Annotated in this window: 14 protein-coding genes, 3 tRNA genes, 3 rRNA genes and 1 pseudogene; 19 read left to right on the forward strand and 2 right to left on the reverse strand. The window is 41.7% G+C overall.

Annotation, left to right across the window (positions count from 1 at the left end; all coding sequences use genetic code 11):
- Positions 1 to 27: 27 nt before the first annotated feature.
- The 3 genes from G7057_RS11765 (at position 28) to G7057_RS08515 (ending at position 4516) form a co-directional block, all read left to right on the forward strand.
- Positions 28 to 1320: an SGNH/GDSL hydrolase family protein gene (locus G7057_RS11765; RefSeq protein ID WP_193566082.1), complete on the forward strand. Its 1293-nt coding sequence runs from the start codon at positions 28 to 30 to the stop codon at positions 1318 to 1320.
- Positions 1321 to 1641: 321 nt separating this feature from the next.
- Positions 1642 to 3615: a type I pullulanase gene (pulA, locus tag G7057_RS08510; RefSeq protein ID WP_166162783.1), complete on the forward strand. Its 1974-nt coding sequence runs from the start codon at positions 1642 to 1644 to the stop codon at positions 3613 to 3615.
- A 76-nt stretch (positions 3616 to 3691) separates the two neighbouring features.
- Positions 3692 to 4516 (forward strand): Cof-type HAD-IIB family hydrolase, encoded by an 825-nt coding sequence (locus G7057_RS08515; protein WP_166162786.1) that lies wholly within the window; start codon positions 3692 to 3694, stop codon positions 4514 to 4516.
- Positions 4517 to 4817: 301 nt separating this feature from the next.
- Here G7057_RS08515 and G7057_RS08520 read toward each other — a convergent pair whose 3' ends face one another.
- Positions 4818 to 5900 (reverse strand): FUSC family protein, encoded by a 1083-nt coding sequence (locus G7057_RS08520; protein ID WP_166162788.1) that lies wholly within the window; start codon positions 5898 to 5900, stop codon positions 4818 to 4820.
- 242 nt (positions 5901 to 6142) lie between these two features.
- On the opposite strand from G7057_RS08520, the gene G7057_RS08525 reads away from it, so the two are divergent.
- Together G7057_RS08525 and G7057_RS08530 are read left to right on the forward strand one after the other, a co-directional pair.
- A complete protein-coding gene (locus tag G7057_RS08525; RefSeq protein ID WP_076766928.1) occupies positions 6143 to 6586 on the forward strand; it encodes a Fur family transcriptional regulator in 444 nt (147 codons plus the stop codon).
- A 103-nt stretch (positions 6587 to 6689) separates the two neighbouring features.
- A complete protein-coding gene (locus tag G7057_RS08530) occupies positions 6690 to 7649 on the forward strand; it encodes a LacI family DNA-binding transcriptional regulator (protein WP_166162791.1) in 960 nt (319 codons plus the stop codon).
- A gap of 265 nt (positions 7650 to 7914) precedes the next feature.
- On the opposite strand, the gene proC is transcribed toward G7057_RS08530, so the two are convergent.
- Entirely contained in the window at positions 7915 to 8721 is an 807-nt protein-coding gene (proC, locus tag G7057_RS08535; protein WP_166162793.1) for a pyrroline-5-carboxylate reductase, read from the reverse strand.
- A gap of 144 nt (positions 8722 to 8865) precedes the next feature.
- Between proC and G7057_RS08540 the strand changes: the two genes are divergently transcribed.
- From G7057_RS08540 to G7057_RS08605, 14 genes and pseudogenes are all read left to right on the forward strand, one after another.
- Entirely contained in the window at positions 8866 to 10572 is a 1707-nt protein-coding gene (locus G7057_RS08540; RefSeq protein WP_166162795.1) for a glycoside hydrolase family 13 protein, read from the forward strand.
- Positions 10573 to 10588: 16 nt separating this feature from the next.
- The gene (locus tag G7057_RS08545; RefSeq protein ID WP_166162798.1) at positions 10589 to 11902 is read left to right on the forward strand and encodes an alpha-amylase family glycosyl hydrolase; all 1314 of its coding nucleotides are present in this window, start codon (positions 10589 to 10591) and stop codon (positions 11900 to 11902) included.
- A gap of 128 nt (positions 11903 to 12030) precedes the next feature.
- A complete protein-coding gene (locus tag G7057_RS08550) occupies positions 12031 to 13347 on the forward strand; it encodes an extracellular solute-binding protein (RefSeq protein ID WP_166162801.1) in 1317 nt (438 codons plus the stop codon).
- A gap of 111 nt (positions 13348 to 13458) precedes the next feature.
- Positions 13459 to 14792 (forward strand): annotated as a pseudogene (locus tag G7057_RS08555) (ABC transporter permease subunit).
- Positions 14793 to 14797: 5 nt separating this feature from the next.
- On the forward strand, positions 14798 to 15661 hold the full coding sequence (locus G7057_RS08560; RefSeq protein ID WP_166162804.1) for a sugar ABC transporter permease: 864 nt from the start codon (positions 14798 to 14800) through the stop codon (positions 15659 to 15661).
- 77 nt (positions 15662 to 15738) lie between these two features.
- A complete protein-coding gene (locus tag G7057_RS08565) occupies positions 15739 to 16599 on the forward strand; it encodes a DUF1189 family protein (RefSeq protein ID WP_166162807.1) in 861 nt (286 codons plus the stop codon).
- Between the two features lie 59 nt (positions 16600 to 16658).
- Entirely contained in the window at positions 16659 to 18935 is a 2277-nt protein-coding gene (locus G7057_RS08570) for a glycoside hydrolase family 65 protein (RefSeq protein WP_166162810.1), read from the forward strand.
- Positions 18936 to 18995: 60 nt separating this feature from the next.
- Entirely contained in the window at positions 18996 to 19658 is a 663-nt protein-coding gene (gene pgmB / locus G7057_RS08575) for a beta-phosphoglucomutase (protein ID WP_166162813.1), read from the forward strand.
- 1150 nt (positions 19659 to 20808) lie between these two features.
- Positions 20809 to 22364: ribosomal RNA gene (locus G7057_RS08580) — 16S ribosomal RNA — on the forward strand.
- Positions 22365 to 22574: 210 nt separating this feature from the next.
- Positions 22575 to 25490, forward strand: a 23S ribosomal RNA gene (locus G7057_RS08585).
- A 154-nt stretch (positions 25491 to 25644) separates the two neighbouring features.
- A 5S ribosomal RNA gene (gene rrf / locus G7057_RS08590) occupies positions 25645 to 25760 on the forward strand.
- Together the 16S, 23S and 5S rRNA genes with 3 tRNA genes alongside form the textbook arrangement of a ribosomal RNA operon.
- A gap of 22 nt (positions 25761 to 25782) precedes the next feature.
- Positions 25783 to 25856 (forward strand) — tRNA-Asn (locus G7057_RS08595).
- Positions 25857 to 25904: 48 nt separating this feature from the next.
- A tRNA-Ser gene (locus G7057_RS08600) sits at positions 25905 to 25991 on the forward strand.
- Positions 25992 to 26010: 19 nt separating this feature from the next.
- Positions 26011 to 26082: transfer RNA gene (locus G7057_RS08605), tRNA-Glu, on the forward strand.
- The last annotated feature ends 79 nt before the right edge of the window (positions 26083 to 26161 follow it).

Raw genomic sequence — 26161 nt, forward strand, 5'->3', positions numbered from 1 at the left:
TAAATACTATTACAGGAGCGAATATAATTGAAGAAAAAGGAAATTTTTCTTGTAGTGGCTATGGGGATCTTAACAGTCGGTGTGATTGTTTTTGGATTTATTTATAGTCGTAACCAAAGACAAGAACTAGCAAACAGCCAAGACTATCAAGAAATCAGCCAAGCAGATTCATTTGAAGAACGTAAAAAGAAAAAAGAAGAAGAAAGACGTGCAGCTTTCCTTGCAGCATTTGACGAGAACAGGGAAGAAAGTACGGTCGCAGATTTCTTACAATATGTGAAATACGGTAAAGGCGACACAGCGATTACCTTTTTCGGTGAAGTAGAAACAGATGCGGCATGGATTGTTGATAATATGAATGCCTTATCTAACGAGCGCTTGTTCAGCGAAATGAAAATGAATTTTGTTAGCAGCCTTGAGTTAGATGAAGGGTTAGAAAGTAAAACGGACGAATTAGTTGCAAGTCAGCCAGATGTTATTTTCTATTTTTCACCATTGCCAGTTAATGAAATCGTTGATTGGACTTGGGAAGGCGAAGCAGTTTACGAAAGTAACATCACAGAGGTTTTCACAACCTATGATGCGATTAAGGAGAGCTTGCCTGAAACGCTAGTCGTTCTAGTCACACCTCCGCCAGTTGAATCTTATGAAGGTGAAAATGGTGTGGGATCCTACCACCAACCTGAAATTAATGAGATGATCACTATCAGCGAAGAAAATGGCTTGCCTGTTTATAACTTACACGACCAAGTGATGGAAAGTCTGACAACCAATAATGCGACGATTGAAAGTTTATACACAGAAGATGGTAGCTTGACTGAAGAGGGTCAAACATTAGTAAAAGATTTCTTCTTTAAAAATTTAAAAGAGTTAAAAGTGAATTCGACGACTGCCTACCATTTAGATGGCGAGCCAGCTGAAGTAGATATCGTTTTTGACGAAGTTTTAGAAGAAGAGTCTTCTGAGGAAGAGAGTGTTGAAGAAGTTGTTGAGGAAGAATATGTAGAAGAATGGTCAGAGGAAGAGACTGACTGGGGATGGGAAGAACCTGTTGAGGAAGAGCCAACTTGGACTCCGCCCGCATCTTCAGAAACACCAACGACGCCAGTAGCGCCGACTCAACCAACACAACCAACTCAACCAACTCAACCAGTTCAGCCAACACCAACTCCAACGCCGACAGAGCCTACTCCAGATCCAGAACCAAAGCCGGATCCAGAACCAACGCCGGATCCAACCCCAGAACCAGATCCGACTCCGGAAGAACCAACCGATCCGGAAGTTCCAGCGTCCTCTGAGGTTGAAGACAGCGCTGAATAATGAAATAACTCTCATAAATATCAAAAAATTAAATATCCGTCTTTAAACTTAAACAGGGAAAGTTTTCTAATAACTTTCTCTGTTTTTTTGCATTCTTTCGAACCTTATCTACTACCTACAACCCTAATGTTTCGAAATAGAGATAACAAACAAATGTTATAAAATAAGCAAAAGTTCAAAAGTAAATATCCGCTAAATTTAGGGCAAAAAGCTTAAAAAGCCCTAAAAGTTGCTGTATAATACCAATATAGAAATTATTATAATTATAAAATACCGATAGGATTAACCGAATTAGTTTTGCCGTTCAGAAAGGATTAAAACATGAATAAAAAAGTGAGACACTACAGAGACCATGCAGGAGCTTCTTATGCTATGCCCATTACAGACATCTATTCGCCAGAGACTGACCGCCTAAAAATCGGGCCAGCCTTTGACGAGTTGTTTGCATACGATGGTGTGTTAGGTGTGCAATATTCACCGCAAGCTTCTTTATTTCGCCTGTGGTCACCGGTCGCTGTTAGTGTTGATTTGGTTTTATATGACGTTTTGTATAGTAATCGCAAGCGCCATTTGCCGATGCAGGAAGTGGCCAATGGGACCTTTGAGATTGAGGTAACCGATGACTTAGATAACACAGCTTATATGTACGCGGTTCACTATCCAGATGGCAGCTTTATTGAAACGGTGGATCCTTACGCAACGGCTGTAACCCTTAACGGTGAGCGCTCGGTCGTTGTTAACTTAGCTTCTACTAATCCTGAAAACTGGACAAATCGCATGACCGCCTTCAGTGCACCAACTGATGCTATTATTTATGAAGCCCATATTCGCGATTTTACGTTTTCTGAACAGATTAAGGCGACAAATCGGGCGAAATTCCTCGGTGTTATTGAAGAAGGTCTGAAAACGACAAATGGAAAAACAGCGGGCTTTGACTATTTGAAAGAACTGGGTATCACTCATTTACAGCTTCTGCCGATGTATGACTTTCAAACCGTTGATGAAAAATACCAATTCGCCAGCTATAATTGGGGCTACGACCCACAGAACTACAATGTGCCGGAGGGATCTTATGCCACCGACCCATCCGATCCTAAAACACGAATTCGTGAAATGAAACAGATGGTCCAAGGGCTGCATGATGCGGGGATTCGCGTTATCATGGATGTAGTCTACAATCATGTTTATGAGCCGATTGGCCATCCGTTTGAGAATGTTGCGCCAGGTTATTATTTTAGACAAAATCCAGATGGGTCACCGTCTAATGGAACAGGTGTTGGGAACGATACGGCATCTGAACGCCTGATGATGCGTCGATATATAGTTGATAGCGTCCGCTATTGGGCAGAAGAATACCATATTGATGGTTTCCGTTTCGACTTGATGGGGATTCACGATGTGGAAACAATGTTGGAAATTCGGGCAGCGCTTGATGAGATTGATCCATCGATTATCATGATTGGAGAAGGTTGGAACTTAGATACCAACCTGCCTGCCGACCAAAAAGCAAATGCTAAAAATGCCCATCAAATGCCACGTATTGCGCACTTTAATGATGCTCTTCGCACTGCTATTAAAGGGCGAGATATGGACGGCGGTCATGATACAGGTATTGTGACGGGTAAGAGTTTTATGGAGCAGTGGGTTGCGATCAATCAACAGGGTGGCGCCTACTACCCTCAAGATGTGGCGACTTATCAAGAACCAGACCAGGTTGTTCAATATATCGAAGCCCATGATAACTTTACCCTTTATGATAAACTAAAGCTGAATATGCCTAGCGATGATGAAACGACTCGGGCGAAACGTCATCTGCTCGCACAAAGTATGGCTTTCTTGGCTCAAGGTATTCCGTTTATTCATGCTGGACAAGAATTCTTCCGTACGAAACAAGGTGTTGAAAATTCTTACAAATCGCCAGATGCGATCAATTTCTTCGATTGGGAATTGAAGGATAAAAACCAATTTGCGGTGGATTATATGAAGGGTCTTATTGCCTTGCGCCGCTCTGAACCACTCTTTCGCATGCAGACGGCTGATCAAATCATCCGTCATATGTCTATTTTAAAAGCGGACTACTACCAAGTCGTTTGGCAGCTGGAAGATGAGGATCATTCCTATTATGTTTTATTTAATGCTAATGGTAATGCAGTTAGTTTCGACATTGAGCTAGGGGATTACGAATTATTGGTGAAGAATCAAACCGTTAATTTAGATCATCCAGAACAGTTGAAAAATAGTTCAAGTATCGTCGTAGATGGTTTCTCTACAACCATTTTACGTATGAAAAAATAAATGAATTGACCAGTCCTTTAGTGAAAAGGGCTGGTTTTTTGGTACAATGGATGAAAGAGAAAAAAGGGGTGCAGCCATGATCAAATTAGTAGCGATTGATATCGACGGCACGTTGGTGAATGAGGAGAAAGTTGTCACGCCAAAGGTTCATCAAGCCATTCAAACTGCCATCGACCAAGGAGTAAAAATTGTTTTGTGTACAGGTAGACCGATGGAAGGAATTCGTCCTTATTTAGAAGAACTGGGACTTCAAAACGAAGAAGACTATGTGATTTCACATAACGGAGCCTGCATTACACGGACCGATAGTCATGAAGTTGTAGAAGAAGTGCCTTTGCAGCTAGCTGATCTTCGTGAGCTGTATGAATTTGGAAAAAACTTTCCAGCCGATATTTGTACCTTAAACGAAGAGGATTTTCTTTTATTAGTTGAGGATCCACAAACCGCCTCTATTTCAAAGCGTATGAGTGACGAGAGTGATACTGTTAATATGAAACTTGACCTGGTTACTATTGATGACTTGAATGAGCACTCGCAATTACTCAAGTTATTATATGTAGGGGCGAAAGAAGAACTAGATGTCATTGAAGCAGCCATTCCAGCCGATTATCGTGACCGTTTTTATATTGTGAGAAGCCAAGATTTCTTGATTGAAGTTATGGTGAAAGGGATCAATAAAGGGACCGCTCTTGAAAAACTAGCCAAGCACCTTGGATTCACTATGGATGAAGTAATGGCGATTGGCGATGGGGAAAATGATTACGAAATGATTCACGCTGCTGGTCTAGGCGTCGTGATGGCGAACGGCACAAAGCGCTTGCTTACAATAGCCAATCAAGTTACTCTTTCAAACCAAGAGGATGGCGTTGCCCATGCCTTTGAGAAGTGGATCTTTAGATAAAACAAGAAGTTGGGGCTCCCCAACTTTTCTTGTGGACTAGGGGATTATAAGTTCAGCCATCAATGTCTAGCTCCCAAGTCCTGGCCTACTGAAAAAAAGATAAATTTGCCCCATTGCGCGCTTCGCTGCTCGCTAACGCATATCATTCGACTAACCCGCTGAAGCGTGAAGTCTCCTGACAATTCAGGGTCAAATTTCCTATTTTTTCATAGGCCAAGGCGGACTTGTCCGCTTTTCTTGTGCCCACGCAAATGGGAGATACAGCCAAAAAAATAAACCGAGAGGCGAAGTCTCGGTTTATTTAAAAGTTATCCATAGGTGAAAAGCCATGATGAGTTACATTTGAGCGGTAATTGGTCACTAATTTATTGAAATGGATGAGGTCATCTTCATAAGCGAGTATGGCGCTCATTAAATGGATGGGACCGTAACCTTTTTGGTTAGTAAAATCGCTGAGTTCGCCTTCTTTGCGGGTATGATCGAAGAAGCGTTTCACCAATAGTTGGCGTTCTTCTTTATTAGCTTCAAAGAAGTTAACTTGTTCAGCTGGCACACGCCCGCTAAATTTCAACATAATTTGTTCGTGGCCGCTCATCAAGGTTTCAAGCCGTTCTCGAATCATAATCCTCATATCTGGTGAGAAACTAAAGAAGACATTTTCGTGATCATGTAGGACTTTTAAAACATGATAAGCTGAACGAGAGCACGCTAGCATGCGTCGGTAGATAACTAACTGTTTGAGCTCTAACATTCTTTTTTTTCTAAAAGGCATATGACTTTCTTGCATGAGTTGGAAATATTTATCCATCAGCCCTAATTGTTGGCGAGCCCATTTCAGATCTTTATTCATAATAGAAAATTCAGTGTTTTTACGTAGGCCTGCACGCAGCCAAACTAAAAATTCACTAGTCGCATAGTCCACTGTGTGAAAGAGGCGATCGTCATATTTTGGTGGATGAATAAATGAATTGACCAAAAAGGCTACCACAACACCAATAAAGGTTTCTGCTACGCGAATAGCCGCTGTATAAAAGAGATTGTCGCTTGTCGACATCATGATAACGATCATAGTTACAACGGATAGTGAAATCACCTTGCCTAGGTTAAGGTAGTTTAGAAGTGAAATCAGTATGACCACGGAAAGGCCAATAATGAGAAGGTTGGAACCGATAGACCAGGCAATGAGACCTGCTAGCACACCACCAATGGTATTGGCTAATAATCTTTCTTTCATAAAGGTATAAGATCTGGCTACAGAAGGTTGCGTAGACGATACGGCAGAGATACCTGCAATAACACCACTTTCAGGAAATAAAAATTGTGCAAGTAATAAGGATAGTGCGACAGCGAGTCCTGTTTTGAACGATCGGGCTCCAAGTTTCATTTTTTTCAGCTCCGGAATATATATTTAGATCAAATTGTAATCTTTCACTTTATTCAAGTACGCCAGATATTATATATCTAAACGAATAGAATAGAAAGACCAATCAGTCATTTACTTCTATTTTAAGCGACATCGGTCATAAAGACAATCTTGGAGCGTATTTCCAATTGAAAGTATTTTTGCTATAATCAATTTATAAAGAATGTTTTCGTAAATAAGCCATAGAAAGAAGGGAGAAGAGAGTGCACGCTATTGTTAGAGATTCCCTTAATAAGTTACGCAATGAAAAAATAAGAATCACACCGCAAAGAGAAGCGATTCTCCATTATATGGCAGAATCGGATACCCATCCAACGGCTGAGGAAATTTATCGCGCTTTGCATGCTGATTTTCCAAATATGAGTCAGGCAACGGTCTATAATAACTTACATTTATTTAGCAAGATTGGTTTCGTTAAAGAGTTATCCCATCGTGATACGTCCAGCCGATTCGACTTTACTAATACGCAGCATTATCACGCTATTTGTGAAAAGTGCGGGGTTGTTGTGGATTTGTATTATCCTGTTTTAGATGACATTGATGAGGTAGCACATAGCTTGATTGGTTTTGAAGTTTCTCATCATAAAATGGAAGTTTATGGCAGCTGTCCAGACTGTCTCAAAAGTGAACAAAAGTTCGAAAATTAGGCTGTTTCCACTATAGGAAATAGCTTTTTTCTAAGCTATAATAGAAGGTGTTAGTTCAAATTAAAGTTATTCTTCATTGAACTAGATGAGGAAGGAGAATCGCATGCCAACTTTATCAGATGTGGCTAAAGTCGCTAATGTGTCGAAAATGACAGTTTCACGTGTCATCAATCATCCTGAACAAGTAACAGAAGAATTACGTGAGCTTGTTTATGCGGCGATGACGGAGCTGGACTATCGGCCAAACAAAGTGGCTAAAGCTTTAGCGCAGAATCGGACACTTGTTGTCAAAGTAATGATTTTAGAGGAATTGGATACTACCGAGCCCTACTATATGAATTTGTTAATTGGAATTGCAAATGAGTTGAATAACAACCATTACGCGCTGCAATTAGTAACACCATACAGCAACGATCGTACTGAATGCGATGGCTTCATTATAATGGGGATGAGAGAAGAAGATTATGCTTGGATAGCAGAGATTGACAAACCGGTCGTATTATTTGGAGAGAATGACTACGGTTTCAATTATGTCGATTCCGATAATAGAGAAGGAACCCGCAAGGCTACCTCCTACGCAATTGCCAATGGTTATTCCAAGATTGTGTTTATTGGAATTGATGTGGATGCACGATTTGAACGGTCGCGTGAACAAGGTTATTTGGAAGCCATGGAGTCGGCTGGCTTGCAAACAGAAATTATTCGTTTTGGTAATCATTCCACACACTCGCGTAATTTTATTCGTGAAAACCTTGCTCATTATCCAAAAGATACGTGTTTTGTCTGCAGTTCAGACCGTTTAGCTATTGGTGTAACAACTGGGATTAGACAGGCAGGAATGCGTGCGCCGGAGGATTATGGTGTGATTGGCTTTGATGGGGTATTTTTAGATCAGATTTCGGAACCGAAATTAACGACTATTAAGCAAGACGTCTATAAAATAGGAGAAAGTTGTGCGGCTGTCTTGTTAGAAAAAATCAACTATCCTGATAAAGAAATTGAAAATATTGCCTTTTCACCACAACTGGTCATTCGTAATAGTACGAGAGTTATTAACAAATAACAAAATCGCAGTGAAACAATCAAAATTTTGATTGTTTCACTGCGATTTTCATTTTATTCAGGGGCTGGATTTTTTCCAGCGCCTTTTTATTTACTTAAGTGTGCGATACAGCTTCAAAAAATGAGCTGTATCGCACATTTAGACCCTTGAATGTAAGATACAGCTGATATTTTTAGTCTGTATCTTACATCTCGACAAAAAAGACTGGGGAAAATCCCCAGCCTCTAAAATCTATCGGGGCTAAACGCCTTTTGTCGCACTCTTTCTATTTATTCATCTCAATCGACTTTTGAATTGTTGCATCCACACCTGCTATAACCGCTGCTCTTAGGCCAGCTTCTTCAGCTCGAATAACTCCTTCAATAGTAGATCCGCCAGGCGAACAAACTTGGTCTTTCAACAAGCCAGGATGACTGCCTGTTTCTAAAATCATTTTACCCGTTCCAACCATCGCTTGTGCGGCAAAGGTATAAGCTTGTTGGCGTGGCATTCCAGCCTTAACGACTGCATCCGCCATCGCTTCAATGACCATATATAAGAGTGCTGGCGAGGAACCGCTAGCGCCAACAACCGCATCTAACAAGCCTTCATCAATGATTTCAACTTTCCCAACACTAGCAAATAATGACTTCATTAACTGCTCTTCGTCAGAAGTAAGTTGGTCGTTAAAGCACAATCCGACCATTCCCTCACCAACGAGGGCAGGGGTATTCGGCATAGCGCGCGCCACTTTCACTTTTTTTCCAAATTGCTCTTCAATAAAGGCGATACTCTTGCCGGCTGCAATATTCACCACAATGACGTCATCTTTTACAAAGTCTTTTACTTCCGCGATAACATCCTCATAAACGTGTGGTTTCACTGCTAAAAATAAAACATCTGCCTGGGCAGCGACTTTCTTATTATCTGTCGTTACCTGAATAGCCGTTTCATTCTTTAACTGATTGAGTAAGTCTTGGTTTCTCCGAGACGAAATGATCTGATCTGCTGTCGCAAATCCTGTCTTAATTAAGCCTTTTATAATGGCGGTTGCCATATTACCTGTTCCAATAAAACCTATTTTTTTATCCATCCTGCCACTCCTTCCAGCCTCAATAGCTTTATTATAACTTTTTATGCCTAAAATTGATATCGGTAACAGCTAAAACATCTTTGTAAGTTAACCGATTTCACGGTAAGCTATAGCTAAGAAGAAGAGAAAAAGGAGGATATTGTAATGGAGCACCAACCATGGTGGCACGAAACGATTTTATATCAAATTTATCCCATGAGTTTTCAAGACAGCAACGCAGACGGCGTTGGCGATATTCCAGGTATTATTAAACGATTAGATTATATTCAAAGCTTAGGCGTCAATATGATTTGGCTGAATCCCATTTTTGCTTCACCTAAAGTTGATAACGGTTACGACGTTTCGAATTATATGGCAATCGATCCACAATTTGGCACAATGGCCGATGTGGAGCAATTAATCCATGAAGCCCATATTAGAGGGATTAAAGTCATTTTTGACCTCATTCTCAACCATACGTCTGACCAACATCCTTGGTTCCAAGAAGCCATTAAAGGTAGGGACAATCCTTACCGTGACTACTACATTTGGCACGATGGTAAGAACAATGGCCAAGAACCTCCTAATAATTGGGAAGGGTTTTTCCGTGGCTCTGTTTGGGAGAAGGAGCCGAGTGACGACCAGTATTACTTCCATTTATTCGCCAAGGAAATGCCAGATTTAAACTGGGAAAATCCAGATGTTCACCGTGCGCTAGAAGATATTTGTTTCTTCTGGTTAGATAAAGGAATTGATGGCTTCCGGGTGGATGCTTTTATCCATATTCAAAAGGAAGACGGATTCCCAGATCTGGATTTACCAGAAGGGGAGATTGCAATTGCTGAACAGTACTATGCTAACTTGCCCAAAGTAAATACTTACATGAAGATGTTTACATCGCGTTTACGTGAACGATTCCCTGATATTTTTATTGTTGGCGAGGCCGCATCAGCTGATGTTCACTTAGCGAGAACCTACAGCGATCCAAATGAAGGCGGTTGTAATTCAGTGATTACCTTCCGCTACTTCCCCGTCGACGAAGAAAGTAAGGACTGGCGCCTAAATGGCAACATGCAGCGTGCACCGCTACTCTTCGACCGTTTCAAAGAAACGATGAACGAATGGCAAGAGGAAATGTCTGACATTGGTGGCCCAACTCTTTACTGGAACAACCATGATATGGCCCGCGTTGTTTCTCGTGTTGGCGATGATCATATTTACCGAGATAACAGTGCTAAAATGCTAGCCACTTTGATGTACCTTCAAAAGGGCATACCTGTTATTTATAATGGAGAAGAAATTGGCATGAAAAATCTTTATATCGATAACATTGAAGATTTCAATTCACCAGAAGCCGATGATTTTTATAAAAAAGCACTTGAATACGGCTACACCCGCGAGTGGGTGCTCCATAATATGAGGGAAACGTCAAAAGACGCTGGAAGAGGTGCTATGCAGTGGAATGATAGTGAGTTTGCTGGATTTTCAGAAGTAAAACCGTGGAGTGGTGTGAATATTGAACCGTCCTATACAGTGAAATCACAAACTTCCAACCCTACTAGTATTCTTGTTCATTATAAAAAAGTTCTTGATTTAAAACGGACCGAGCTCTTTATCTATGGGGACTATCGATTGATTGAAACAAGTCCTGAGCTCTATGTTTACGAGCGCGAGTACCGTAATAAGTTAGCGACCGTTATTTGTAATGTCACTGATCAACCACAACTCTATCCTCTTTCTGAGGAAGGAGAGAATGACTACCGTCGGGTGATTCTAGAAAATGAAGGTGTTCGTATTATCAAAAACCATGCCAAGCTAAGTCCTTACGGCGCAGTCGTTTTATTAACAGACTTTGAAGATACTCATGAATAAAAGAAAGGAAGATTAGATGGCTATTCAAACTGATACGCGTTTACGCAATCAAGTGATTTACTCCATTTATGTACGCAATCATACACAAGAGGGAACATTTGAATCAATTATTCCAGACTTGTCAAGAATCAAGGGGCTGGGTGTCGATATCATTTGGCTGATGCCAATTCATCCTATTGGAGAAGTGATGCGTAAAGGGGTAGCTGGGAGCCCTTATGCTATTCAGGATTATCGCAGTATTAACCCTGAATATGGAACGATGGAAACTTTCGAACAGTTTGTCTCTGAAGTGCACAAACATGATATGAAAGTGATGATTGATGTGGTTTATAATCACACATCACCAGATTCAGTTTTAGTCCATGAGCATCCAGAATGGTTCTACCGCCGACCTAACGGCAATATGGGAAATAAAGTAGGAGAATGGTACGACATTGTCGATCTTGATTATAGCCACCGCGGATTATGGGACTATTTAATCGACACGCTAAAAATGTGGGCGGAAAAAGTAGATGGCTTTCGATGTGATGTCGCTAGTCTTGTTCCAATTGCATTTTGGGAAGAAGCCAGAGAAGCCGTCTCTACTGTTAATCCTGATACCATTTGGCTAGCCGAATCTGTGCATACGTCATTTTTAAGACAACATCGTGATCGTAAAAACGTTGGACTTTCTGATAGCGAAGTTTACCGTGCATTTGATATGACTTACGACTATGATGTTCATCATTTCTTTGAACAATATATGTGGAAGGAGATTACGCTGAAGCATTATTTGGATATTTTGATGTTCCAAGATGGTATCTATCCTGAAAATTATGTGAAGTTGAGGTTCTTGGAAAATCATGACCAACCTCGTATTAGGAGTTATATTAAAGATACTGATGCCCTTGCAAACTGGACGGCTTTCTCCTACTTCCAAAAAGGAACTGCCTTATTGTTTGCAGGACAAGAAAAAGGGTTTGACCATTTGCCCGACTTATTTAATAAAGACGTGGTGAAATGGAATGAAGCTAATGTTGATTTAACACAATTGATCCAAAAACTTTATCGTTTCAAACAGGATGATGCAGTTCGTGAAGGTGCTTATTCTTTAAGGGCTGCTGAAGGTGTGGAAGTGGTGCTTGGTTCCTATATCCATAACGAAAAAACTATAGTAGGTATTTTTAACCTTGACGGTGGGACTCATGTTATTCAAGTGGATGTACCAGATGGTAGTTATAAAAATCTACTTCATGATGAAGAGTATGTTGTTCGTGATGGCGTTTTGTTGACGAGTGGAAAGCCAATTATCTTTGCTTATTTTCACGAGGCTCAGTTGAGCCAAGTTTAATGAGAAAAAACTCATTGTTATGATTCTGTTACCGATAACAATGAGTAAACGCTTGCAATAAAGGTGTAACAATTACATAATAGAGTTGTAATAAAAAACTAGTACATATATTTAAAGGAGGATGTCCAATGGTTTCAGATTGGAAAAAAACAAAATTAGGTTTGATTACAGCGTCAGCAGCATTCTTATTAGCTGCATGTGGTGGTAGCGGAGATGCTAATGAGAGTGAAGCACCAGCAGGAAGTGATACAGCTGACACAACAGAGACAAGTGATGCAGCAGGAGATTTTTCTGGACAAACATTAAAAGTAACAGTGGAGGGTGACTATACATCATTTGTTGAATCAATTATTCCAGCTTTTGAAGAAGAGTATGGTGTCACAATTGAGTTAGCAGAGATCAATATGTTTGATAACTTAGAAGCATTGCCATTGGATGGCCCTGCAGGATTAGGTCCAGACGTTATGATTGCACCTTACGACCGTGTAGGTGGTTTGGGATTACAAGGTCACTTATTAGAAGTTGAATTGCCAGACGATGGTCGTTATGACTCAACGGATGAACTTCAAGTTACTGCTGATGCTACTTACTTTGGTTCCCCATTCGTTATTGAAGCATTAGTAATGTACTATAACAAGGATTTAATTGACACTGCTCCAACAACCTTTGCAGAATTGGAGGCACTAACAGAAGATGAGCGCTTTGCATTTGCATCTGAAGCAGGTAAATCAACGGCCTTTTTAGCAAACTGGGTAGACTTCTATAACTCATATGGTTTACTAGCAGGATTTGGTGGTTATGTGTTTGGTGAAGAAGGAATAAATATTTCTGATATCGGTTTGAATACACCAGAAGCCATTGAAGCGATTGAATACGCTCAAAAATGGTTCCAAGAAATTTGGCCACAAGGAATGTTAGATAAAACAACGTCAGGTAACTTCATTAATGATCAATTTATTAGTGGAAAAACTGCTGCGACTATCAACGGGCCATGGGGAGCTGCTGGCTACCGTGATGGTGGCGTGAACTATGGTGTTGCACCTGTTCCGACATTACCAAATGGTGAAGCATACGCACCATTCGCGGGTGGTAAGGCTTGGATTATCTCTTCTTACTCAGAAGTAGGCGAATTAGCACAAGAGTGGTTGAACTATGTAACAAATGAAGAAAATATGATGGCATTGTTCACAGATTACACAAATGAAATTCCTGCTAACCAAGCAGCACGCAAACAAATTGCTGATGCAGGTGATAATGAATTAGCTGTAGCCGTTATCGAACAATACAATACTGCTGTTCCAATGCCAAATATTCCAGAAATGGCAGAAGTTTGGGCTGGTGCAGAAACAATGATGTTTGACGCGGGATCAAATAAAAAGACAGCTGAAGAATCAGCAAATGATACTGTAGAGCTTATCAAACAAAATATTGAACAAAAATATTAAGATAATCTGCGGCTAAACTAAGTAACGCAACATTATCGGCAGAGACGGACATTCTGTCTCTGCCAATTTTATTGAAAAATAACTTTTATTTTTAGAGGAGGGGGAATTAAAGTGGCTGATAAAGAAAGCAAGAAAAAAACGGTTGTTTATACTGAGGAGCAAGAAAAAAATATAAAAAAAGCGACGCTTCTTTCACTTATTCCAGGACTCGGACAGCTTTACAATAAGCAAGTATTTAAAGCTCTAGTCTTTTTTGCTATTTTAATTGTTTTTATTATTGAAATGGTTGTATATGGAGCAGGGGCTCTTGAAGGGTTAGTTACTCTTGGAACAGTCCCAAGGGAAGATCACTCCCTGTTTATGCTAATTGAAGGTTCCATGCAAATTCTCATTATGGTGGTATTTATTTTAATTTACGCCATTAATATTTATGATGCACGTCGCGTTGCGAAAATGCGTGCGCTAGATCCTAAGTCTGTTAATTACACAGTGAAAAGTATTTTGCTAAATGCCTATAACAATGGCTTTGCATATATGTTAACAGTTCCAGCCTATTTCGTGATGCTGTTTGCTATTCTCTTTCCTGTGTTAGTAACCATTTTTATTTCCTTTACTAACTATGATTTCTACCATATTCCACCAGCTAATCTCGTGGATTGGGTAGGGTTCGAAACCTTTGCAAGTATTTTCTCATTGAGTACCTACCGCGATACCTTCTTTGAGGTCTTTTCTTGGACAGTTATTTGGACCGTATCGGCTACAACATTACAGCTGGTTCTTGGTGTCTTAACCGCGGTTGTATTAAACCAACCCTTTATTAAAGGAAAACGAATTTTTGGGGTAATTTTATTGTTACCTTGGGCAGTTCCTGCCTTTATTACTATTATGTCCTTTTCTAATATGTTTAATGATAGTGTGGGGGCAATCAACTCTCAAGTTATTCCGTTTATCAATAACCTACCATTTGTCGATATTCCGGCTATTGCTTGGAAAACAGATCCATTTTGGACGAAAATTGCCATTATTGCGATTCAAGGTTGGTTAGGATTCCCTTATATTTATGTATTAGTATCGGGTATTTTACAATCTATTCCATCTGACTGGTATGAGGCATCTGTTATTGATGGTGCTACGTCCGTTCAAAAATTCCGTTATATCACGCTACCGCAAATTTTTGCTGTGGCAGCACCTATTTTTGTGACACAGTATACCGGTAACTTTAATAACTTCTCCATGATCTACCTCTTTAACGAGGGGGACCGGGTAGTGTCGGCTCAGGTGCAGGCTCAACTGACATTTTGATTTCTTGGATTTACAAGTTAACAACTGGCCAGTCACCACAGTTTAATATTGCATCTGCGGTAACATTGATTATTTCAGCTGTTGTTATTACAATCTCAATGCTTATCTTCAGCCGCACACGTGCATTTGAAATGGAGGATTGATGGAAATGACACAGACTAAACCAAAGAAAATTAGAACACAAAAGACAAGTCGTCGACTCAATAAACTATTTACCTATGCTTATCTGATTACATTAAGCATCATTATTATTTACCCACTGTTGATTACAGCAACTTCAGCATTCCGTGCAGGTAACATTCTAGCGTTCGACTTGAAATTAACAGGTCCATGGACATTGAATAACTTTAAACGCTTATTCCAAGAAACATTATACCCACAGTGGTATATGAATACCTTAAAAGTTGCTATTACTACAATGGTTATTCAAGTAACAGCCATTACATTAGCTGGTTTTGCTTACAGTCGCTATCGTTTTATTGGACGAAAACAATCCTTGAAATTTTTCTTAATTGTTCAAATGGTACCGACAACTGCTGCTTTAACAGCCTTCTACGTTATGGCCCTATTAATTGGTGGTCTAGACCAACACTGGTTCTTGATTTTCGTTTATATCGGTGGTGGTATTCCAATGAACACCTGGTTGATGAAAGGATATTTTGATACGGTTCCCCTTGAATTGGATGAATCAGCTCGCTTAGACGGCGCGGGACATTTCCGTACATTCTGGCAGATTATTTTACCTTTAGTTAGACCGATGATTGCTGTTCAAGCACTGTGGGCATTTATGTCACCGTTTGGAGAGTACCTACTTGCTCGCTTCTTGCTTCGATCACCTGAAAACTATACTGTTGCTAATGGCTTGCAAACATTTATTAATAACCAAAGAGACCAACGTGTAGCACTGTTTGCTGCGGGGGCAATCTTAATTGCTGTTCCAATCGCAACACTGTTCTTCTTCTTACAAAAGAACTTTGTTTCTGGTTTAACAGCAGGGGGAACAAAAGGTTAATCACTGGCTGCCGTGTTGCTTGAATTGCATGCTTCAACTAGAATAAAATGAATCAATTTAAAAAAGGATGGATGAACATGCAAAACAAATCATTTCCAATAAACTACTTTAATAGTGTTTTAACGCCTGTGAAGAATTTTATAGGAAGAAAACAACTCAGTTGGCCAAAGCTACTATTTGTTATTTTGTTTTTAAATGGGATTATGATGATTCCTATTGTTATGAACTTTACTCAAACTGAAGCCATTCAATTAAAATCCACTTTTCCAGCTATTTACGACTTAATTGATGAAGACGTCGTTGATAGTCTGAATCAAACCACTTCCGAAAAAGGGCAGGTCACTTTTACAGAGCCTTTTATCCTTGAAAAAGAAGTGGGAATCGTATTAGGTGGCGTAGACGAACAGGAAATTGAAGAGGCTTTAGAGATGACAAACGCTCTCGTGTTTGCAGAAGACCGATTCTATCTAAAAGAAGGAGACTTACCAGTTAGCGAAATTACTTATACAGCTGATGTCCAGCTAAATGGCTGGCAGACAGTTGATGACTTGCAGGCGGAGATAAACCGCCAGTGGTTCCAATACAACCGAGTGTTTATTGTAGCGACCTATTCGTTCATGATAACGGGAATGCTACTAATGATGAATCTCTTATTAGTATTTGGAGCAGCCTTCTTTATCCGCTTAGCTGGACGCAGCGCGATGATAGAAATAAATACATACAAAGAAAGTGTTAATTTAATTTTGAATGCGATGGGGATTCCCGTTTTACTTGCTTTCCTATTAGGGTTAGTGATGCCAGATATATCGATGATTATGAGTGTGCAAACATTTGGTCTAGTGGTTATGCTAGTGCTGATCTACTTCCGCACACAGTTTTCAGAGGACTATGTCGCAAAACGAAAACGAGAAGCAAGTAGTCATAGGGGTGGCGCCTAATAGGATGAACCTTGTCATCGCTTCGAAGTCAATATAGCTTGGAAGGAGTAGAAATTTCGGTGAAACGATTATTTGATATTGATCCTTGGAAATTAAAAACAACAACCTTACATAAAGAGGACAAACGATTGCAAGAAAGTTTAACGTCAATCGGTAATGGTTACATGGGACAAAGAGGAAACTTTGAGGAAGGTTATTCTGCAGATACCCATGAGGGCACTTATTTAGCTGGTGTATGGTACCCAGATAAAACACGTGTTGGTTGGTGGAAAATCGGTTACCCAGAATATTTTGGTAAAGTGATTAATGCTATGAACTTTATTAAGGTGGGGATTGAAGTTGATGGTCATCCGGTTGACTTAGCGACCGATAACTTTAGTGACTTCTATCTTGAATCAGATATGAAAACAGGTGTCTTAAATCGCCATTACACATGGAAAAGTGCGTCTGAAGAGGTTGAAATTCGGTTTAGCTTCAAGCGTTTCTTGAGTATTGTAGACAAAGAGATTGCTGCTATTCAGATTTCAGCTGAAATTTTAAAAGGAAATCCAGAAATCAAACTGACATCTGCCTTAGATAATAATGTACAAAACGAAGATGCTAACTATGAAGAAATGTTCTGGGAAGCTGTAGAAACGAGTGTTGAAAAACCAGCTTACTTAACAGCTAAAACAGTTCCAAATAATTTTGGTATTGATCGTTTTACTGTGACTGGCGCAATGGTTAACCAAGTAACGGCTGTTAATTATACTGCTAGTTCTTCGGAGTCGTTGCTGGTCGCAGAAGAATTTAGTGGAAAAGTTGCAGCGGGTGACACGGTAACATTGAATAAATATGTAGCGATTGTAACGAGTCGAGATGTTGCGGACTCTGAGCAACGTGTACAGGCTCGTCAATTAGTAGAAGCTGCAGCTCATAAGGGCTTTGACCAGCTCTTAGTTGAAAATACAGAAGCTTGGGCAACGCGTTGGAATAAGGCAGACGTGAAAATTCAAGGTGATGATGAAGCACAGCAAGGGTTACGTTTTAACCTATATGGCTTATTCTCTACTTATTATGGTGAAGATAGCCGACTAAACGTTGGACCAAAAGGATTTACTGGTGAAAAATATGGTGGTGCAACCTATTGGGATACAGAGGCATTTATTTTACCGATGTATCTATCCGTTGCAGACCCAGAAATTTCTCGTAATTTGCTCGTTTATCGTCATAACCAACTAGATGGCGCTGTTCACAATGCTCAAATGCAAGGGTTGAAAGGCGCGCTTTATCCAATGGTTACCTTTACGGGTGTGGAATGTCACAACGAGTGGGAAATTACTTTTGAAGAAATTCACCGTAATGGGGCAATGGTCCATGCGATTTACAATTATACGAATTATACCGGCGATGAGTCATATGTTTTAAACGAAGGTGTGGATGTCCTTGTTGCGATTTCGCGTTTCTGGGCAGACCGTGTGCATTACTCTAAACGCAATGACCGCTATATGATTCATGGCGTAACCGGCCCTAACGAATACGAGAATAATATTAATAATAACTATCACACAAACCGCATGGCTACTTGGACGCTAGAATATACACTAGATACTTTAGCAAAACTATCTCATGAAAAAGCGGCAGAATTGGCCGTTTCTGATGAAGAACGTCAACAGTGGCAAGATATTATTGAAAAAATGTACTACCCATATGATGATGAGCTAGGTATTTTTGTTCAACATGATACTTTCTTAGATAAAGATTTGACACCGGTAGCAGAATTAGATCCAGAGAATCTCCCGTTAAATCAAAACTGGTCATGGGATAAAATTTTACGTTCGCCATACATTAAACAAGCCGATGTGCTTCAAAGTATTTATTTCTTAAATGATCGCTACACACAAGAAGAAAAACAAGCTAACTTTGATTTCTATGAACCGCTAACTGTTCACGAATCGTCATTGTCTCCAAGTATTCACGCAGTATTAGCTGCTGAATTAGGTATGGAAGATAAAGCAGTTGAGTTATATTCTCGTACAGCGCGTTTAGATTTAGATAACTATAACAATGATACAGAAGACGGTCTACATATTACATCAATGAGTGGTGCATGGTTAGCAATTGTTCAAGGCTTTGCTGGCATGCGTATTGTAGATGGTCGTCTATCATTCAAACCATTCTTACCAAAACAATGGGATAGCTATGACTTTAAGATTAACTTCCGTGATCGCTTGTTGGATGTTCATGTCGCAAAAGATGGCTTAAGTCTATCTTTAGAAGAGGGCGAGTCAATAGATGTTCTCTTATGGGACGATGTGGTTACTTTAAGTGATTCAATTAAACAACCATTAAAATAAAAATCAGCTTGGGATTTTTCCCAAGCTGATTTTTAAACAGATAAGTAGGAGGAATGTCAGATGATTAAAGGTGTTGTTTTTGATTTAGACGGTGTTATTACAGATACCGCAGAATTTCACTATTTAGCTTGGAAAGAACTTGGTGAAAAAATTGGAATTCCTTTTGATAGAGCATTCAATGAAAATTTAAAAGGAATTAGTCGAATGGATTCTTTAGAACGCATTCTAGAATTAGGTAACAAGCAAAATGACTATTCACAAGAAGAAAAAGAAGCTCTTGCCCACGAAAAAAATGAGCAATATAAAGAGTTGATTAAGCAAATTACACCTTCAGATATTTTGCCAGGAATTTCGACATTCATCGAGGACTGTAAAAGTAAACAGTTGAAGCTAGCTCTAGCAAGCGCAAGTAAAAATGGACCTGCCATTTTGGAGAGTCTGGGTCTAAAAGAAGAATTTGGTACGATTGTTGATCCTGCATCGTTGGCAAAGGGGAAACCAGATCCAGAAATCTTTATCAAAGGTGCTGAACTATTAGGTTTGAAAGCTGAGGAATGCATTGGTGTAGAAGATGCTGAAGCAGGAATTGCTGCAGTTAATGCAGCCGGCATGTTCTCTGTAGGAGTAGGTAACGCTGAATCAATGAAGGCAGCAGATCTATTTGTGGAACATACTGCGGATTTAAACTTAGAAGCTATTTTACAAGCAGTTAATAATAAATAGAGAAAGATCGGAGACTAGCAAGTCTTTGATTTTTTATATAAATCCATAAAAAATAGACATTTCGCTTTACAAGAAAACGTTTTCATGTTAATATACAAGTGTAGAGACGGATACAAATTACATTTCGTAAGAAACAAAAGCAGTAAAGATAAGAGAAGTGTATGCAAATCTTTCTTTACGTAGAGTCGTAAAGGTTCTATTAATAGAAACGTCTTCTTTCTATATAATGTAAGAGATTTAAGTATAGAGATGAAAATCTAGAAAAAGTCAGTAGCAGGACAAGAAGAACGTTTAAATGAAAGAACAATTTCAGAAAAAGAGATTAGAAGTTCGTTTTTACTGAAGATGTTTCTTGGAACCTTACGATTCATGTATGGTATAGAACACTGTAAGTTCTATATCAAAGAAAGTCTAATCAAATGAGAGGCGAGATGCCCGTTTGATGGTAAAAGACTTTCGCATTATACAACTTCATCTAGTGGCATTGTTCCTTTATAAACGGGAAAGCCGAAAAAGGATAATTAAAAATCGGATCCCCTAAAAGTGGAACATCAAACCGAAGTTAAATGAAAATTTACCAACGGATGTAGTGTTGGTACTTAGTTTAAGGAACTTTGTTTACTAAGATGAAGGGGGAAGGGCTACAATTGTAGCTCTTCCTTTTTTCTTGAATTGTAGTATTTGACAACGTTACCAACTCTATGTTATGATTGTTTATGTCATCTTTTAAAATCTTTTTTAAAATTCTGTTGACACTTGTATAGGCAGATGCTATTATTTAGAAGTTGTCCGAACGACCTGTCTACTTTTAAAAAAGTTTTGACAAAGGCTTGTTAAGATGATAGGATATAAAAGTTGCTTCTCAAAAAGCAGCAAAAAAAACTTTTTAAAAAAAGTTTTTAAAAAACGATTGACACATAATTAACACCGTGTTAATATATAGAAGTTGTCACGACACGAACTTAACGTAACACGTGATAACGGATTTGACCTTTGAAAACTGAACAAAGAATGAACGAACCAAACGTGCAGGGTAATTCTTATTTATAAGGATTACACAACGAATCGCGATAGTAATCGCAAAAACATTAAGTCAGCAAAAAGAGCTATTCAGCTTTTCATGTCGGGTTTCTGTACAAGAGCCCACATTTAACATGAGAGTTTGATCCTGGCTCAGGACGAACGCTGGCGGCGTGCCTAATACATGCAAGTCGTACGAATTGATTAAGGAGCTTGCTCCTTATGACGTTAGTGGCGAACGGGTGAGTAACACGTGGGTAACCTACCTTCAAGAGGGGGATAACATCCGGAAACGGGTGCTAATACCGCATAGTTTCAGCTTTCACATGGAAGCTGAAGGAAAGACGGCCTTTGTGCTGTCACTTGGAGATGGACCCGCGGCGCATTAGTTAGTTGGTAGGGTAACGGCCTACCAAGACGATGATGCGTAGCCGACCTGAGAGGGTGATCGGCCACATTGGGACTGAGACACGGCCCAAACTCCTACGGGAGGCAGCAGTAGGGAATCTTCCGCAATGGACGAAAGTCTGACGGAGCAACGCCGCGTGAGTGAAGAAGGTTTTCGGATCGTAAAACTCTGTTGTTGGAGAAGAACAAGTAGGAGAGTAACTACTCTTACCTTGACGGTACCCAACCAGAAAGCCACGGCTAACTACGTGCCAGCAGCCGCGGTAATACGTAGGTGGCAAGCGTTGTCCGGATTTATTGGGCGTAAAGCGAGCGCAGGCGGTTCCTTAAGTCTGATGTGAAAGCCCACGGCTCAACCGTGGAAGGTCATTGGAAACTGGGGAACTTGAATGCAGAAGAGGAGAGTGGAATTCCATGTGTAGCGGTGAAATGCGTAGATATATGGAGGAACACCAGTGGCGAAGGCGACTCTCTGGTCTGTAATTGACGCTGAGGCTCGAAAGCGTGGGGAGCAAACAGGATTAGATACCCTGGTAGTCCACGCCGTAAACGATGAGTGCTAAGTGTTGGAGGGTTTCCACCCTTCAGTGCTGCAGTTAACGCATTAAGCACTCCGCCTGGGGAGTACGGCCGCAAGGCTGAAACTCAAAGGAATTGACGGGGACCCGCACAAGCGGTGGAGCATGTGGTTTAATTCGAAGCAACGCGAAGAACCTTACCAGGTCTTGACATCCCTTGACACTCCTAGAGATAGGACGTTCCCTTCGGGGACAAGGTGACAGGTGGTGCATGGTTGTCGTCAGCTCGTGTCGTGAGATGTTGGGTTAAGTCCCGCAACGAGCGCAACCCCTATTGTTAGTTGCCAGCATTCAGTTGGGCACTCTAATAAGACTGCCGGTGACAAACCGGAGGAAGGTGGGGATGACGTCAAATCATCATGCCCCTTATGACCTGGGCTACACACGTGCTACAATGGATGGTACAACGAGCAGCAAACCCGCGAGGGCAAGCGAATCTCTTAAAGCCATTCTCAGTTCGGATTGCAGGCTGCAACTCGCCTGCATGAAGCCGGAATCGCTAGTAATCGCGGATCAGAACGCCGCGGTGAATACGTTCCCGGGTCTTGTACACACCGCCCGTCACACCACGAGAGTTTGTAACACCCGAAGTCGGTGGGGTAACCCTTATGGGAGCCAGCCGCCTAAGGTGGGATAGATGATTGGGGTGAAGTCGTAACAAGGTAGCCGTATCGGAAGGTGCGGCTGGATCACCTCCTTTCTAAGGAAATTATATGGAACCTGCCGATGTTCACATTCTTGTTCAGTTTTGAGAGGTTAACTCTCAAACCAATTGTTCCTTGAAAACTGAATAGTATAACATGAAATATAAAGTAAGAAACCAAAACATTTTACCGCGTTACACGTTGAACAGTTTTTTAACGAAAACAGTTTGATAGTAAAGGCCAGCAATGGCTGAAACTTGACCATAGGTTAAGTGAATAAGGGCGCACGGTGGATGCCTAGGCACTAGGAGCCGATGAAGGACGGGACTAACTCCGATATGCTCCGGGGAGCTGTAAGTAAGCTATGATCCGGAGATTTCCGAATGGGGAAACCCAATATCTTTGATAGGATATTACAAACACGTGAATACATAGCGTGTTTGAGGTACACGCAGGGAACTGAAACATCTCATTACCTGCAGGAAGAGAAAGAAAATTCGATTCCCTGAGTAGCGGCGAGCGAAACGGGAAAAGCCCAAACCAAAGAGCTTGCTCTTTGGGGTTGTAGGACTGGGACGTGAGACTGTAATGGATAGCAGAAGCTGGCTGGAAAGCCACGCGAAACAGGGTAAAAGCCCCGTATGCGAAATCTAAAGCAGCTCTACCAGTATCCTGAGTACGGCGGAACACGAGAAATTCCGTCGGAATCCGGGAGGACCATCTCCCAAGGCTAAATACTCCCTAGTGACCGATAGTGAACCAGTACCGTGAGGGAAAGGTGAAAAGCACCCCGGAAGGGGAGTGAAATAGTACCTGAAACCGTGTGCTTACAAGTAGTCAGAGCCCGTTAATGGGTGATGGCGTACCTTTTGTAGAATGGACCGGCGAGTTACGATCCCATGCGAGGTTAAGTTGAAAAGACGGAGCCGCAGCGAAAGCGAGTCTGAATAGGGCGAATGAGTATGTGGTCGTAGACCCGAAACCAGGTGACCTACCCATGTCCAGGTTGAAGGTGCGGTAATACGCACTGGAGGACCGAACCCACGCACGTTGAAAAGTGCGGGGATGAGGTGTGGGTAGCGGAGAAATTCCAATCGAACCTGGAGATAGCTGGTTCTCTCCGAAATAGCTTTAGGGCTAGCCTCGGATAAACGAATCGTGGAGGTAGAGCACTGTTTGGACTAGGGGCCCTTCTCGGGTTACCGAATTCAGATAAACTCCGAATGCCATGGATTCAAGTCCGGGAGTCAGACTGCGAGTGATAAGATCCGTAGTCGAAAGGGAAACAACCCAGCCCACCAGCTAAGGTCCCAAAGTATCTGTTAAGTGGAAAAGGATGTGGGGTTGCACAGACAACTAGGATGTTGGCTCAGAAGCAGCCATCATTCAAAGAGTGCGTAATAGCTCACTAGTCGAGTGACCCTGCGCCGAAAATTTACCGGGGCTAAACAGATCACCGAAGCTGTGGATTCAACCAATAGGTTGAGTGGTAGGAGAGCGTTCTAAGGGCATTGAAGCTAGACCGTGAGGACTGGTGGAGCGCTTAGAAGTGAGAATGCCGGTATGAGTAGCGAAAGACGGGTGAGAATCCCGTCCACCGTATGACTAAGGTTTCCTGGGGAAGGCTCGTCCTCCCAGGGTTAGTCGGGACCTAAGCCGAGGCCGATAGGCGTAGGCGATGGACAACAGGTTGATATTCCTGTACCAGTTGTTTTTGTTTGAACGATGGAGGGACGCAGGAGGCTAAGGAAATGCGTGCGATTGGAAGAGCACGTCCAAGCAACAAGTCTTGTGGAGAGTCAAATGCTTTCTACTATACGGACAAGTTGTGATGGGGAGGGAAATTTAAGTACCGAAGTTCCTGATGTCACACTGCCAAGAAAAGCTTCTAGTTAGAAACCAACTGCCCGTACCGCAAACCGACACAGGTAGTCGAGGAGAGCATCCTAAGGTGAGCGAGCGAACTCTCGTTAAGGAACTCGGCAAAATGACCCCGTAACTTCGGGAGAAGGGGTGCTGACCGCAAGGTCAGCCGCAGTGAATAGGCCCAAGCGACTGTTTATCAAAAACACAGGTCTCTGCAAAATCGAAAGATGACGTATAGGGGCTGACGCCTGCCCGGTGCTGGAAGGTTAAGAGGAGAGGTTAGCTTCGGCGAAGCTTTGAATTGAAGCCCCAGTAAACGGCGGCCGTAACTATAACGGTCCTAAGGTAGCGAAATTCCTTGTCAGGTAAGTTCTGACCCGCACGAAAGGCGTAACGATTTGGGCACTGTCTCAACGAGAGACTCGGTGAAATTATAGTACCAGTGAAGATGCTGGTTACCCGCGACAGGACGGAAAGACCCCATGGAGCTTTACTGCAGGTTGATATTGATTGTTTCTGCTACATGTACAGGATAGGTAGGAGCCATTGAAGTCGGGACGCTAGTCTCGATGGAGGCGCCATTGGGATACTACCCTTGTAGCAGGACCACTCTAACCCGCCACCCTTATCGGGTGGGGAGACAGTGTCAGTCGGGCAGTTTGACTGGGGCGGTCGCCTCCTAAAATGTAACGGAGGCGCCCAAAGGTTCCCTCAGAATGGTTGGAAATCATTCGTAGAGTGCAAAGGCAGAAGGGAGCTTGACTGCGAGACCTACAAGTCGAGCAGGGACGAAAGTCGGGCTTAGTGATCCGGTGGTTCCGCATGGAAGGGCCATCGCTCAACGGATAAAAGCTACCCTGGGGATAACAGGCTTATCTCCCCCAAGAGTTCACATCGACGGGGAGGTTTGGCACCTCGATGTCGGCTCGTCGCATCCTGGGGCTGTAGTCGGTCCCAAGGGTTGGGCTGTTCGCCCATTAAAGCGGCACGCGAGCTGGGTTCAGAACGTCGTGAGACAGTTCGGTCCCTATCCGTCGCGGGCGTTGGAAATTTGAGAGGAGCTGTCCTTAGTACGAGAGGACCGGGATGGACACACCGCTGGTGTACCAGTTGTTCTGCCAAGGGCATTGCTGGGTAGCTATGTGTGGACGGGATAAACGCTGAAAGCATCTAAGCGTGAAGCCCCCCTCAAGATGAGATTTCCCATCATTTTAAATGAGTAAGACCCCTGAGAGACGATCAGGTAGATAGGCTAGAAGTGGAAGTGCAGCGATGTATGGAGCGGACTAGTACTAATCGGTCGAGGACTTAACCAATAATAAAACGGTAATCAAGTAAAATGGGTTTCAAACCAAAGGTTTCATGTTAACTATTCAGTTTTGAGGGAACAACCTCAAAAGAACACTGTGGGCATAGCCCAAGTGTATCATGTCTGTAAACTGCTAAAGCAGCAACAGCCATGACAATATGTGCGGTGGCGATGGCAAGAAGGTCACACCTGTTCCCATCCCGAACACAGAAGTTAAGCTTCTTAGCGCCGATTGTAGTGAAGGGTTTCCCTTTGTGAGAGTAGGACGCTGCCGCGCATATATTTTTTTAATATATTATTCCGCAATAGCTCAGTTGGTAGTAGCGCTTGACTGTTAATCAAGATGTCGTAGGTTCGAGTCCTACTTGCGGAGTTTTTCTTTTTTTTTTTGGAAAAATTTAAGTTTTGGCATTTTATACTTGGAGAGTTGTCCGAGAGGCCGAAGGAGCACGATTGGAAATCGTGTAGGCGGGAAACTGTCTCAAGGGTTCGAATCCCTTACTCTCCGTTAGCTTATTTTTAAATATGGCCCGTTGGTCAAGCGGTTAAGACACCGCCCTTTCGCGGCGGTAACACGGGTTCGAATCCCGTACGGGTCATTATCATTGCTGTTGACGCTTTAGCGACATTACAGACATGATATACTTGGACAAAGTCCACAGTGTTTCCTTAAATTGT

It is taken from the genome of Jeotgalibaca arthritidis (assembly GCF_011100465.1).
Classification (GTDB): Bacteria; Bacillota; Bacilli; order Lactobacillales; family Aerococcaceae; genus Jeotgalibaca; species Jeotgalibaca arthritidis.

Bases quoted from the DNA above. Each gene is read 5' to 3' on its own strand.
- G7057_RS08520 (WP_166162788.1), bottom strand. From the start codon at position 5,900: ATGAAACTTGGAGCCCGATCGTTCAAAACAGGACTCGCTGTCGCACTA.
- pulA (WP_166162783.1), top strand. From the start codon at position 1,642: ATGAATAAAAAAGTGAGACACTACAGAGACCATGCAGGAGCTTCTTAT.
- G7057_RS08540 (WP_166162795.1), top strand. From the start codon at position 8,866: ATGGAGCACCAACCATGGTGGCACGAAACGATTTTATATCAAATTTAT.
- G7057_RS08545 (WP_166162798.1), top strand. From the start codon at position 10,589: ATGGCTATTCAAACTGATACGCGTTTACGCAATCAAGTGATTTACTCC.
- pgmB (WP_166162813.1), top strand. From the start codon at position 18,996: ATGATTAAAGGTGTTGTTTTTGATTTAGACGGTGTTATTACAGATACC.
- G7057_RS08560 (WP_166162804.1), top strand. From the start codon at position 14,798: ATGACACAGACTAAACCAAAGAAAATTAGAACACAAAAGACAAGTCGT.
- G7057_RS08550 (WP_166162801.1), top strand. From the start codon at position 12,031: ATGGTTTCAGATTGGAAAAAAACAAAATTAGGTTTGATTACAGCGTCA.
- G7057_RS08530 (WP_166162791.1), top strand. From the start codon at position 6,690: ATGCCAACTTTATCAGATGTGGCTAAAGTCGCTAATGTGTCGAAAATG.
- G7057_RS08565 (WP_166162807.1), top strand. From the start codon at position 15,739: ATGCAAAACAAATCATTTCCAATAAACTACTTTAATAGTGTTTTAACG.
- proC (WP_166162793.1), bottom strand. From the start codon at position 8,721: ATGGATAAAAAAATAGGTTTTATTGGAACAGGTAATATGGCAACCGCC.
- G7057_RS08515 (WP_166162786.1), top strand. From the start codon at position 3,692: ATGATCAAATTAGTAGCGATTGATATCGACGGCACGTTGGTGAATGAG.